The organism is Rapidithrix thailandica (genome assembly GCF_039710355.1).
Classification (GTDB): domain Bacteria; phylum Bacteroidota; class Bacteroidia; order Cytophagales; family Flammeovirgaceae; genus Rapidithrix; species Rapidithrix thailandica.
The window spans coordinates 112,085-124,858 of the sequence record NZ_JBDKWZ010000012.1 but is presented as its reverse complement, the minus strand read 5'-3'; the positions used below and the strand labels follow the sequence as shown (position 1 = coordinate 124,858).

At 41.7% G+C, this 12,774-nt stretch carries 8 protein-coding genes and 1 riboswitch; of the genes, 4 read left to right on the top strand and 4 right to left on the bottom strand.

All coding sequences use genetic code 11. The features are described 5' to 3' along the window. Positions 1-34 precede the first annotated feature (34 nt). Positions 35-1,702, top strand: coding sequence for a peptide-N-glycosidase F-related protein (locus tag AAG747_RS19770; RefSeq protein WP_346822948.1), 1,668 nt, complete (start codon positions 35-37; stop codon positions 1,700-1,702). Positions 1,703-1,788: 86 nt separating this feature from the next. Here the strand turns inward: AAG747_RS19770 and AAG747_RS19765 are convergent, their stop codons facing one another. The 4 genes from AAG747_RS19765 to AAG747_RS19750 all read right to left on the bottom strand — a co-directional run bounded on the left by AAG747_RS19765 (position 1,789) and on the right by AAG747_RS19750 (position 6,498). Beyond that, positions 1,789-2,148, bottom strand: a complete 360-nt coding sequence (locus AAG747_RS19765; RefSeq protein WP_346822947.1) for a hypothetical protein — start codon at positions 2,146-2,148, stop codon at positions 1,789-1,791. A gap of 89 nt (positions 2,149-2,237) precedes the next feature. Next, complete coding sequence (locus AAG747_RS19760; RefSeq protein ID WP_346822946.1) at positions 2,238-2,726, bottom strand: PAS domain-containing protein; 489 nt, start codon at positions 2,724-2,726, stop codon at positions 2,238-2,240. Positions 2,727-2,886: 160 nt separating this feature from the next. Then, entirely contained in the window at positions 2,887-5,196 is a 2,310-nt protein-coding gene (gene metE / locus AAG747_RS19755; protein ID WP_346822945.1) for a 5-methyltetrahydropteroyltriglutamate--homocysteine S-methyltransferase, read from the bottom strand. A gap of 189 nt (positions 5,197-5,385) precedes the next feature. Further along, positions 5,386-5,593: riboswitch (cobalamin riboswitch) on the bottom strand. Between the two features lie 209 nt (positions 5,594-5,802). Then, complete coding sequence (locus tag AAG747_RS19750) at positions 5,803-6,498, bottom strand: endonuclease/exonuclease/phosphatase family protein (protein ID WP_346822944.1); 696 nt, start codon at positions 6,496-6,498, stop codon at positions 5,803-5,805. Between the two features lie 444 nt (positions 6,499-6,942). On the opposite strand from AAG747_RS19750, the gene AAG747_RS19745 reads away from it, so the two are divergent. From AAG747_RS19745 to AAG747_RS19735, 3 genes are all read left to right on the top strand, one after another. Further along, the gene (locus AAG747_RS19745) at positions 6,943-7,551 is read left to right on the top strand and encodes an RNA polymerase sigma factor (RefSeq protein ID WP_346822943.1); all 609 of its coding nucleotides are present in this window, start codon (positions 6,943-6,945) and stop codon (positions 7,549-7,551) included. Between the two features lie 255 nt (positions 7,552-7,806). Beyond that, a complete protein-coding gene (locus AAG747_RS19740) occupies positions 7,807-8,841 on the top strand; it encodes a FecR domain-containing protein (RefSeq protein ID WP_346822942.1) in 1,035 nt (344 codons plus the stop codon). A 590-nt stretch (positions 8,842-9,431) separates the two neighbouring features. Further along, on the top strand, positions 9,432-12,764 hold the full coding sequence (locus tag AAG747_RS19735; protein ID WP_346822941.1) for a SusC/RagA family TonB-linked outer membrane protein: 3,333 nt from the start codon (positions 9,432-9,434) through the stop codon (positions 12,762-12,764). Positions 12,765-12,774 lie beyond the last annotated feature (10 nt).

The following is a 12,774-nucleotide window of genomic DNA, read 5'->3' as shown; positions in this document are numbered from 1 at the left end:
AACAGGGCCTTATCAAATCACTATATCAAATTTTATGATCCGTCTTACACTACTTAACTTATTGTTACTCGTTTTTGCCAATGCCCCGGCATTTACCCAGACTGTCGCCAAAGATACCTTGGTGGTTCAAACCTTTACTTTTGAGGATATCGAAAAAAGGAGAGGCGTATTCGAATTTCCCGGCTCAGACGATACCTATGAAAAAATTCTAATGGTTCGTACGCTGAAATGTGACGAAGCGACTACGGGCGACCGCTACCCATGCGGGGAATGGGACTATTCCACCAATACGGTGATTTATGTACGGAAAGAAGATTCCACGGTTGAGAGTTTTGAAATTGAAGCCTTTGTAACTCCTTATGGCAAACGGCTGGATTTGAAGGGCGAGAAAGGCTGGACCTATGTATACGATGTGTCGGATTACGCTCCTTTGTTGAAGGGGAAAGTAGATTTGTCTTCCGGAAATACGCAGGAGCTCTTGGATATGAAATTCTATTTTATCAAAGGAACTCCTCCCCGCAACATACTTAAAGTAGAGAACATCTATCCCTCCGGAAGTTATGTTTACGAAGACTTGTCTGATGATAAAAAGCTGAAAGCAACGGAAATACACTTGGAGGCTCAGGCAAAAATGTTTATGCTTCGAAGCCGGATTTCCGGCCACGGACATTTTGGCCCTAGAAACTGCTGTGAATGGGACAGTAAAACCCATACGTATTACCTCAATGAGGAGGCTTTGTTTCGCTGGAATGTTTGGAAAGATTGCGGTTTTAATCCTATTTATCCTCAAGGGGGCACTTGGCCTTTTGACCGGGCCGGTTGGTGCCCGGGAACTCCTGTGGATACCTACGATTTTGAATTGACCCGGCATGTACGGCCTGGTAAAACCATCACCTTGGATTATGGCATTGAACCGTATTCGGATAATGGAGAAAAAGGCGGGAATTTCAGAATGGCCCACCAGCTGTTTTCCTATGGAGCCCCTAATTTTAAAAACGATGCCCGGGTGATGGAAATCATCAGTCCTACCAACCAAGATGCGTATAGCCGTTTGAATCCCTCTTGTAAGAACCCGGTAATCCTCATTCAGAATACGGGTAGTGCTACTTTGCAGTCTTTGCAAATTACCTATGGGTTGCAAGGAGGAAAAAAAGAAACGTATCAATGGTCAGGACGATTGGAGTTTTTAGAAAAGGCTACCGTGGTCTTGCCTGTTCCCAGTTGGGATGGATTAGAAGAAAAGGGTAATACGAAGTTTGAAGTGTCTGTTGGCCAACCGAATGCGGTAAAGGATGAATACCCGGCAAATAACAACATGAGTAGCGAAGTGGAAGCTCCTGTCAAACTGCCGAAACGTTTTATCTTGCATATAGAAGCCAATAACAAAGAACGAGCCCGGGAGAATGGCTATACGATCAGTAATGAGAGGGGAGAAGTATACTTTGAACGTTCTATCTTGGAAGATGAACAAGTATATGACGATGTGATTGAGTTAGAAGAAGGTTGCTACGAATTTCGTCTGACAGACCAGGCGGAGGACGGAATGGTGCGCCACTGGTGGTACCGGAACAGCAACCCGGAAATGATCGGGCGAAACGGGCGGGTGGCCTTGCTTTCTACAGACGGGGAAATACTGGTGGAGTTTCCCTATGACTTTGGGCAAGAGTTGCGCTTGCAATTTTATGTAGGAAGTTTGAAATAAGAAAGAGTATCCCAAGCTGATTGGAATAGTAAACCTTCCAGGTTTTCAAAACCTGGAAGGTTTTTAATTTTATGGAAATACGGATTTTATCTTGTTTTCTGTAAATACTCCTCCCATACCATAAACCAGTCTACCGGTTGATCATTTTCATAAATAGGATCCCCCTCCAGCCAATTCCAACGGTACATGGCAACTTTCAACATTTTTTCGGTTTTCTCCTCCGGTTGGTTTTGTAAGATCTCCGCAATATGCCAAAAAGCTTCACTTTGTTGATGAATACTTTGTGTCCGGGCTTTGGTATCCTGAGGGTGTTGGCGGTAAGCCCACTTTTCAATACCTTGATAGGTTAGGGGGTATTTTTTCTTTACTTTTTTACCAAAGTTTTTTTGAGGAGCACATGAAAGTAATGCAATCAGTGTAAAGCAAGCAAGGAAAAGTTTTTTCATAAGATAATACTGTAAGATTTAATGAGATGGTAAAATTACAGAAAAATTCACTTTTTGGCTTTTCTTCCTCTTTGTTCGGTCCTCCTTACTTATACTATTTCTTTTTCAAGCGCAATGAAATGCGAAAATTGCTGACGGGAAGTGAAAAGAGGATGGATCTCCAAGCCACAGAGATACGGGATGCCTCCCTTTCTGTAATTGATCAATTTTCCACTGACCTTTTCCTTTTGTGCGAGTTTTGCAGAAATCATTTTTACCATTTTTGAATCTGTATCCGGACCTTGTAGAAAACCCGGCTTTTTGTTCAAGGCATAGGAAGGAGCATAGCCCGTCATATCAATAAAGCCGGAGCTGACCCAAGTAATTTCTTTTTGAGGATTGGTTACCACTAATGTATATTCTTCTTGAAGCAGTTTTCTGAAGTTCAAAGCCGTTTGCCATTGGTGTTGTTGCACTAAGTTGAGGATTTGCTCTAAGTCTTGTTGTAACAGATGTTGTTTTTGAAAATGAGCGTGATAAATATCCCAACATATCAGGGGTTTTAATTTTCCTTTTAACGATTTTTGATAAGGCTCCATAGCAATCGGTGGTTTGTTAAAAAGTCTTGAAGATAGTGAGGCCACTATAAAGGTATAATACCGAAAAGGTAAATCTGCATTGGAAAGAAAAGAATGGGAAAACGCTCCACCCAGCCAAAGCAAATGGCCAGGCAGAGAGTCAGATGTCAAGCACTATGCACTAATTGACTTCTTGGTTTTGCAAGGATTGACGATTTTCCTGAGGGGCTTTTCTCATAATTTTAGCCGCTAATACCATATTGGTCAACGCTTGTTGCGTTTCAGGCCATTTACGGGTTTTTAAACCGCAATCCGGGTTGACCCATAAATTTTCCGCAGGAAGTTTTTGTTGGGCTTTTTCCAATAATTCTACCATTTCCTCCACCGTAGGGACCCTTGGTGAGTGGATATCGTAAACCCCGGGACCTATCTCATTCGGGTAGTGAAAGTCTGAAAAAGCATCCAGTAATTCCATTTGCGAACGGGATGTTTCGATGGTAATCACATCGGCATCCATGGCTGCAATGTCTTCCATCACATCGTTAAATTCGGAATAGCACATATGGGTATGGATTTGAGTCTGGTCTTCTACTCCGCTGGAAGCCACCTTGAACACTTTTACGGCCCAATCGAGGTAATGGCGCCAGTGCTCTTTGCGCAAGGGCAAGCCCTCTCTAAAAGCAGGCTCATCTATTTGGATTACACGGATTCCGGCTTGTTCCAAGTCCCTCACTTCATCGCGGATAGCCAATGCTATTTGTGTCGCTGTGGTTTCCCGGGGCTGATCATCCCGGACAAAAGACCATTGTAAAATAGTAACAGGTCCGGTGAGCATTCCTTTTACAGGTTTGTTGGTGAGCGATTGGGCAAACGTGCTCCATTTCACTGTCATAGGAGCGGTTCTTTCCACATCTCCAAACAACACAGGTGGTTTTACACAACGGGACCCATAGCTTTGCACCCAGCCGTATTGAGTAAAAGCAAAGCCCTCCAACTGTTCGCCAAAGTATTCGACCATATCGTTTCGCTCGTATTCGCCATGCACCAATACATCCAGTCCGGCCTCTTCTTGCCAGGAGATCAACTCTTGGGTGAGTTGCTGAAGTTTCTCTTCGTATTGACTTTCCGAAAGCTGTTGTTTTTTAAACTGAGCTCTTAGTTTCCGGATTTCAGGCGTTTGGGGGAATGAACCAATAGTAGTTGTGGAAAACAAAGGCAATTGCAAGGCTTCTTTTTGAAGAGCTTGTCTTCGGTCAAAAGCACTCTCCCGTTGGCTGTCTTTCTCTGTCAATTTACTAACCCGTTCTTTTACTTTGCTACGGTGAATCAGTACGGACCTGGCCCGGTCCTCAATACATTTTTGATTTTGCTGTAGCGAAGTAGTATCGTTTTGAGTGAGAATACGGTGTAAGTCGTTCAGCTCATGAAGTTTTTGCTTGGCAAAAGAGAGCCATTGTTTGAGCTTAGGAGACAAGGCTTCTTCGGCATCCAGATCATAAGGGACATGCAACAGCGAGCAAGAGGGTGCCAATAGGATGCGTTGTTCATCAATTTTCTTCAACACTTTATTGACAATCGCTTGTACTTTTTGATAATCGGGCTTCCATATATTTCTTCCATCGATCACTCCTAAAGAAAGGGAAGTTTCTTTTGGAAGGTGATGAAGGACGGCCTCCAACTGTTGTGGAGCTCTGACTAAGTCGAGGTGTATGGCGCATACCGGAAGTTGTGCGGTAAATTCCGGGTCGTCTAATTCGGCAAAGTAGCTAGCCAGTAAAATCTTTAACTCCGGAAACGCATCCCGGAGAGTTTTATATGCCTTCTGATAGGCGAATTTGGTGCTGGGGTCCAAATGAGCCGTCAGGTAAGGCTCATCCAATTGTACCCAAGTGGCTCCTTGCTCACTCAAACGGGTCAGTAATTCTTTGTAAACCGGTAAAAGACGGTCCAGCAAATCCAAGCGGTGAAAACCCTCTTCCTTCTCTTTGCCCAACAGTAAATACGACACAGGGCCAATCAATACAGGTTTGGTATGAATGCCTAAAGCTTTACTCTCTAAAAATTCATCCACTGCTTTCGTAGAAAACAATTCAAAAGATTGGTTGGCGGTAAACTCCGGCACCAAATAGTGATAGTTGGTATCAAACCATTTGGTCATTTCCAAAGCTTTGAGGTCTAGTCCGTCTTGTTGATAGCCACGTGCCATGGCAAAGTACAAGGTAAGCGGATCGTTAGCCAGTGAAGCAAAACGCTCGGGAGTAGCGCCCAACATCAATGACATATCCAAGACTTGGTCATAGAATGAAAAGTCGTTGGAAGGGATTAAGTCAATGCCTGCTTCCTGTTGAGTAAGCCAATTGAGTTTTCGAAGGTTTTTGGCGGTAAGGAGCAAATCTTTTTCAGAGATTTTTCCTGCCCAGAAGTGTTCACAAGCTTTTTTGAGTTCGCGCTTAGCGCCAATACGCGGGTAACCTAAATTGTTCTTTAGCATACTTCATGAATGTTTAAAAATGAAATAAAAAATAATTAGAAGTATGCTTTCTTGATTGAGTGCGTAGGTAGGATATACCCCAACTGCTTTCCGTATGGAGAAGGCACAAAATGCACTTGCACAAGCCACTTTGTGAAGGAAAGAGAATAAGGTTATACTGCCTGACAAAAAACTTCAAATCGCGAAAGCATTGTCATATCGTAATTGGCAAGTCTCCTGGCTTATCCGTCATCTGGCCGCCTTCCCATCTTTGAGAGAAAGACAGTGGCTCATTGACCAGAGGTGTTGACTCCGGAAGTGTTCCGGAACCGGATTTACAGTTGCGCGTCAGCCCATGATTTTCACATGGTTCCTTTTTAATCCCGCTTTCGCGGAAACCAATAACGGCATTTGAAGCAACAAAGGTAGGAAATTTTTTTACAGTTAAAAGGAATCCATCATCACTAATAACGACAGGGCTCAAAAATCCCTCTCACTCATTCCCCATCTCACTCACTCACCACTCACTCATTCCCTACTCCCAAAAGAGAGAGGAGACGTTTTTGTTAAATATCTTTATATTCCCCCCAATCCCTCAACTCTTCTATCCTTCAACCCATTCATCCCTCAATCCTCTAATTCTAAGGTTACTACATAGCCACAGTGGTCAGAGGCAATTTTGTCTTTAATAACCTGCGTTTCGATTACTTTCCATTTGTGGTTTTTGTGCGTCATGATATAATCAATTTTGACCCGGGGGTTTTCGACTGAATACGTGGGTTCCGGATTTTTACCACTTGTCAGTTTCCATTGTTTTTTTAAGGTTTTAATGGGTTTGCTGTCTGGGGAAGCATTTAAATCTCCGGCTAACACCGTAGGGTATTGAGGGTTGGCAAACAGTTGGTTTAGCTCTTTGGCTTGCGTAATCCGGTCCGCGGGGTCTTTTGTGTGGTCAAGGTGAGTGCCTACAAAGCAAATCGTGTCACCGGCAGGCAATTGTATCCATACGGCGAGGGCTGCCCGGGGCTCCTTTCCTTCAGAACAGCTTAAAGCAAAGTTCTGGGTTTTGGCAAAAGAAAATTTAGATAACACTCCTTCTCCGTATTCTCCTCCGTCAAAACTCATTGCTTTTCCAAATACACCTTGCATTTTTAACCGGTAGCCTAATTCTGTTACCAGGTCCATACCTTTGGCCCTTTGGGTTTTAAAATCCACTTCTTGCATGGCCACCAAGTCAGGTTGATGTTGTTCGATGGTTTCGGCAAGATAATCCAAGTCAAAGTCGCCTTTCATCGTTTCGCCATGGTAGATGTTATAAGTCATTATTTTTACTCTTTTTTGAGCTTGTGTACCTACACAGATAGTAAGAGATAAAACACAAGAAAAGAAAATAGTTCGAATGCACATAAGTTAGGGTTTTTATTTAAGGAATAAATTAGTCATGTTACCATGAGTGAATGGGCACCTCTGTATCTTGCCCGAAGGGCCCGGAATTACAGTGGAAAATTACATAGAAAATTTGGAAATCCGTTGAGCTGTGATAATTTGCAGTTTACTTAACATTACATGTTGTTATTTAACTTCTGTAACAGGTGGATTGTGAATCCGGAAAATTGAACATAAATTTGAAATAATTTGTCTATTTTTCCAATCTGTGGTAGCACTACTTCCATGCTCTTGTACTTTTTGAAGGATGTCATTGTATTCGAAAAGTAGTATTTTGCTGAAACCAAATAAACAAAATTGAACGCAGTCTTTGATCTGTAAATGAAGGCCGAGGTATTTGATCATATTACTGATAAACAGCTTTGGAAAGAGTTCCAGAAGGGGAATAGGTCTGCTTACGCATATATTTATGACAACTACTTTGATAGTTTATTTGAGTATGGGCATAAAATTACTCCGGACATCAACTTTATCGAAGATGGCATTCAGGAGCTTTTTGTAGAACTGTGGAAAAGCCGGAAGCGGTTAGGAGAGGTTTCTTCCATCCGGTTTTATTTGTTTAAAGCACTGCGCAGAAAACTGATCAGGAACCTGACCCAACAAAAAGGCAATCCTCTGAATTTTATGGAGCTTAATGATAACCTGAACTTTTCCATTAGTTTGTCCATCGAAGAGACGTTGATCAACGAGCAAACCGAATCTGAACGAAGTCAACGCTTGGAACAGGCATTGCAATCATTGAGTAAAAGACAAAAAGAAATTATTTATCTTAAATTTTATGCAGGGCTAAGTTATCAGGAGATAGCTGATGTGATGGCTTTGGAGATGAAGTCTACCTATAACTTGTTTGCCCGTGCCATGGAAGCACTTCGCCAGCAATTCTCCTTAATTTGCTCTCTGTATTTTGCCTTTCTTTCTTATTGGTACTGAGTTTTTACCCATAAAGAAATCTTCTGAAAAAGCTTTTATTGTAACATGCACTAAAGATATGGAGGGCTTACTTTTTTCGGTCAGAAAGAAACCTGCCTATTCTTTATGAAAAAAATGAGTTGTAAATAATTGATAATGAAATAGTTGATTTTTATTTTGGGATTTTTTATAAAAAAAGTAAAAAATAATGATGGAAATCGAACCTGTCTTGCCTCTATATTAATAAAGAACCTTGCGATTGACGAACCAAGAAAAATGAAAAAAAACGAAAATACAGTGACGGATTTGCTTCTGAACGAAGATTTTCAACGATGGGTGAAGTTGCGAGGCACAGCTCAGGATGCGGAATTAGAGCAGTATTGGAAACGGTGGCAAGAAGAACATCCCGAATACCAAGAAGAATTGAAGGAAGCTGTGCAACTGTTAGAGGTATTGAAGTTTGAAGAGGTATCTTCTCCTAGAGAAGAATCGAAAAAGAAGGTTTGGAATCAAATTGATACTGCTACACAACCACAAGGCCAGTGGCTTACTACAAGTAATTGGTGGAGAGTAGCTGCAGCTATACTGCTGTTATTAGGCGTTGGCTTTTCTTTTTATTATCAAATTCAAAGGCAAACGACTGTAGTGGAAGAAGAGTTGGTGTGGATCGAAAAGGAAAATCCCTTAGGGCAACGTTCGGAAGTCCGGCTCACGGATGGTACCAAAATCTGGCTGAATGCCGGAAGTAGAATTCGCTTTCCGAAAAAGTTTGTAAAAGAAAACAGAAGGGTGATTTTGGAAGGGGAGGCTTATTTTGAAGTGGCCAAAGATTCCCTTAAACCCTTTATCGTGGAAAGTGCCGGGGTGGAGACCAAAGTGTTGGGTACGGAGTTTAATGTCAACGCCTATCCGGGGCAAAATGAAGTGCGGGTGGCCTTGGTAGAAGGGAAAGTTGTCGTAAAAGAACGGGCGTCTACAGGAAGTATGGAGCTAATGCCTTCAACGATGTTGATATATGAAGCCAATACGGGGAAGTTTAAAGAATCCGGTTTTGATTATACGGAAGTAGTGGGCTGGAAAGATGGTGTGTTGAAATTTAAGAATGCCTCTTTCAACGAAGTTTTAGAACGCTTGAGTCGATGGTACGGTGTTTCGTTTCAAGTGCAAGGTTATCATCCCGGACAGTATCAGTTCAACGGGGAGTTTAAAGGGAAAAGCTTGAAAACCATATTGGAGGGCTTTGGTTTTGCGTCCAAGTTCGATTTTCAAATCGATGGGAAAACAGTGACTATCCGGAAATCAAATCAATAGATATAACAAAGTACATATTGCATAAAAAGATAAAGCGATGAAGCTTATATTTTAATCGAAATACGATAAAATTGCCTATGATAAAAACCTTACTATTCAACTTTTAACATCACTTTCTCTATTTAGTACACAACTAAACCTAAGCTTTGTGAATGGGCGGATATGTTTATTTCTACTTTAGCTCCATTGACTAAGTGAAGGACGCGATAGAATTGCTAACCGAATTAGAATCCACAAAATTTGAAGGGTTGGCAATCTGAAAGTGGGTTTTAAACATTCGTTTAGTTAACCACTAAGTCATTTACAAAAGCCTTCTTCATTGCCAATATCGAAGAAGAAGTACTTAACCCTGACAAGAAAAAGAGGTTTGTTCTTTTTTCTTGCAGTGTGTTCGTAAACAGTAAAATAAACTCTTTTAGGTATGAAAATGAATTCAAGTTAAGATCTTACTTTCTATATGGCCGGTGGGAAAACCACCCTCAATCCTCCTATACTGCTAGTCTATTCTAGTGATTCAATAATCACCATTTTTCAGTCATTAAAACTAACTACACCTTATGACACAGTATTTACTTAGGAAACTTGTGAAAATGTCAAAATTATCTTTTCTGGGAATTTTGATACAATGCTGGCTTTGTGGCCTGCTGGTAGCACACGATGCTTCCAGCCAGAAAGTGAGCATAGAAAAAGTGTATCTTACAGTCAACTTTAAAGATGTTGATTTAGCCAGAGCACTGCGGGAAATAGAGCGGAAGACCGATTTTAACTTCTCTTATTACCGTAGTATACTTAACAAAGAGCATAAGATCACGCTAGTGGCTCAGAATGAGTCGTTAGCGCAGATTTTACGCGATATATCCCGCAACGCCCATGTAAATTTCAAGCGGGTGAATAACAATATATTTGTCAATAAACGCCTGAACGGGGAGTCGGTAGAGGAAGTCATTTGGCAGGATCAAGTGATCAAAGGGCTGGTGAAAGGCGAAGACGGGGAGCCTTTGCCGGGCGTCAGTATTGTCGTAAAGGGAACAACAACCGGGACGACGACCAATATCGATGGCGAGTTCAAACTTAACTTGCCACAAAATGCCGTTTTGGTATTGAGTTATATCGGTTACCAAACCCAAGAGATTGAAGTTGGAGAGCGAACAGAGTTTAAGATAACGATGTTACAGGACGTGTCTCAATTGGAAGAAGTAGTTGTGGTGGGCTATGGAGAACAAAAGCGGGCAAATGTGACCGGAGCAGTCGCTACAATTGACAATAAAACCTTAAAACAAAGCCCCACCGCCAATTTGAGTAACTCCTTGGCCGGCCGCTTACCCGGGTTGATTGCTACCCAAAGAAGCGGTGAGCCAGGCGAAGACGGAGCAGATCTTTTAATTCGAGGACAATCAACTTTTGGTGCGAATCAACCTTTAGTGTTGGTAGATGGGGTACAACGTCCCTTTTCTCAAATAGACCCAAATGAAGTTGAAAGCATTTCAATTTTAAAAGACGCATCGGCGGCCGCTATTTATGGCGTACGGGCTGCCAACGGAGTAATTTTGGTTACTACAAAACGTGGTAAGGCCGGTAAAACAACGGTTTCATACAATGGTCAGGTGGGTTTTCAAATGCCTACTCGTTTGCCTGAGTTTTTAGGGGCTTATGATTATGCTACCTTGTTAAACGAAGCCAGAACCAATGCCGATAAAAATCCTGCCTATACCGATGAAGAATTACAAAAGATAAAGGACGGTTCTGATCCCGATCGTTTACCCAATACCGATTGGTTGGATATAGGTATGAAGCGTAAAGCAATACAAACCAAACATAATATTACGGTTAATGGAGGGGGAGAAAAAGCGAGATTCTTTGTCTCTATGGGATATTTGGATCAGGATGGACTCTTTGATAAAACCAATTTTAAAAGATACAATGTCCGCTCCAATATTGATGCAACCCTTAACGATGACTTTACCATCAAGTTAGATTTAAATGGTAGGTTTGAACGTAGAAATGCACCGGGAGCATCCACGGGGACTATTTTTAGCCAATTATTAAGAACCCCTCCCACATTTCCGGCTTATTATTCTAATGGATTGATTGCTCCGGGACGGAATGGTGAAAACCCATTGTTTTCGATAGAGCAAAGCGGGTTTTCTCAAAAAGAGAATTATATCTTCGAAGGGACTTTATCCGGAGAGTATAATATTCCTTTTATAGAAGGATTGAAAGTATCCGGAAGTGCAGCATTTAATAAAAGGTGGGGATATGAAAAACTTTGGAGTACACCATCAAATACATTTTATGAACTGATCGATGGTGAATATATCGAGAGGGTCAGCCCCACTACCAAACCAACTCTTAAAAATACGTTTATACAAGGCCCTCCTCCGAATGGAACAAACTGGCCCGGTCCTGTGATTTTGTTGAATGCTCGCTTGCAGTATGAAAATACTTTTGGGGATCACTATGTAAAAGGTTTGATAGGTGCCGAACAATCTGAATTTTTTGGAACCTTTTTCAGCGCTTTGCGCAGGGATTATATTTCCAGTGCATTGCCTGAACTATTTGTGGGGGATGATGAAAACCAAAGTACTAATGGAGAGTCAGTGGAAGGGTCCTTACAATCCATTTTTGGTCGGTTAAATTATAGTTATAAAGACCGGTATTTACTGGAAGCTAGCTTTCGAAGGGATGGTTCTTTTAATTTCCCCAAAAGCGGCAGAATCGGTTTCTTCCCCTCCTTCTCTTTAGGCTGGCGGGTTTCCGAGGAGCTGTTTATGAAAAATATTGCTTGGCTGGACCAATTGAAACTTCGAGCTTCCTGGGGGCAATTAGGAAATGACCGGATTCCGGCATTTGAATACTTTTCTGGCTATGGCTTTAACAAGTATGTATTTGGAGGGGCAGATGCCACCATTGTAAAAAGTATTCGGGAAGGGGTGATTGCGAATCCAAATATTACTTGGGAAAAAGCAACGATGTCGAATATCGGTGTTGAAGCGAAGTTTTTCCAAGGAAAAGTGGGGTTGGAACTGGACTACTTTTACAAAAGAACCAAAGATATATTAATGCCTCGAAACCGGGCAATTCCGGATTTGCTGGGTGCTGAGGTACCTGTGGAAAACCATGCAATTGTGGATAACAGCGGAATTGAAGTGATTTTAGAACATCAAAATACGTTGAACGACTTTAACTACTGGGCCAAAGTCAACTTTACCTTTAACCGGAGTGAAATTATCGAGTTGGATGAAGGGGAAAACAAACCCGCTTATCAAAGTGTAATCGGTTTGCCTTTGTATCAACATTTTGGTTTGAAAGCCTTGGGTTTATTTCAGTCCGAAGAGGAAATTAAAGACCATGCGGATCAAGGAAATGTAGCCCCCGGAGATATTAAGTACGAAGATATTAATGATGATGGGGTGATTGACGACTTGGATAATGTGAAAATCGGGCGTAGTACGGTGCCGGAAATTGTTTACGGCATGTCGTTAGGTGCTAGTTACAAAGGCTTTGACATAAGTGTGCTATTACAAGGTGCCGGGAATGCCGATTTGTATTTAAGTCATGAAGCCGCGTGGGCTTTCTTTAACGGTGGAAAGGTATTGGAACAACATTTGGATCGTTGGACCCCGGATAACCCGAATGCTTCTTATCCGCGCATTTTAGAGGAAGATAGTAACAATCAAAGAACCTCATCCTTTTGGCTGAAAAGCGGATCGTATTTGAGAATTAAGAATATAGAGTTGGGCTACAACTTTCCGGAATCCATTACTTCAAAAATCGGAGCGAGCAATTTGCGTCTATTTGCAAATGGTATCAACTTATTCACCTTTAGTGAAGTCGACACTTTTGACCCTGAAGCACCTAGTGGAAGGGGTTGGTTTTACCCTCAACAAAAGATTATCAACTTCGGTGTAAATGTTACTTTCTAATTAAGCAAAA

What these genes read in the sequence shown, in the direction of transcription:
- AAG747_RS19770 (WP_346822948.1), top strand. Translation starts at nt 35, where the DNA reads ATGATCCGTCTTACACTACTTAACTTATTGTTACTCGTTTTTGCCAAT.
- AAG747_RS19765 (WP_346822947.1), bottom strand. Translation starts at nt 2,148, where the DNA reads ATGAAAAAACTTTTCCTTGCTTGCTTTACACTGATTGCATTACTTTCA.
- AAG747_RS19760 (WP_346822946.1), bottom strand. Translation starts at nt 2,726, where the DNA reads ATGGAGCCTTATCAAAAATCGTTAAAAGGAAAATTAAAACCCCTGATA.
- metE (WP_346822945.1), bottom strand. Translation starts at nt 5,196, where the DNA reads ATGCTAAAGAACAATTTAGGTTACCCGCGTATTGGCGCTAAGCGCGAA.
- AAG747_RS19750 (WP_346822944.1), bottom strand. Translation starts at nt 6,498, where the DNA reads ATGACTTATAACATCTACCATGGCGAAACGATGAAAGGCGACTTTGAC.
- AAG747_RS19745 (WP_346822943.1), top strand. Translation starts at nt 6,943, where the DNA reads ATGAAGGCCGAGGTATTTGATCATATTACTGATAAACAGCTTTGGAAA.
- AAG747_RS19740 (WP_346822942.1), top strand. Translation starts at nt 7,807, where the DNA reads ATGAAAAAAAACGAAAATACAGTGACGGATTTGCTTCTGAACGAAGAT.
- AAG747_RS19735 (WP_346822941.1), top strand. Translation starts at nt 9,432, where the DNA reads ATGTCAAAATTATCTTTTCTGGGAATTTTGATACAATGCTGGCTTTGT.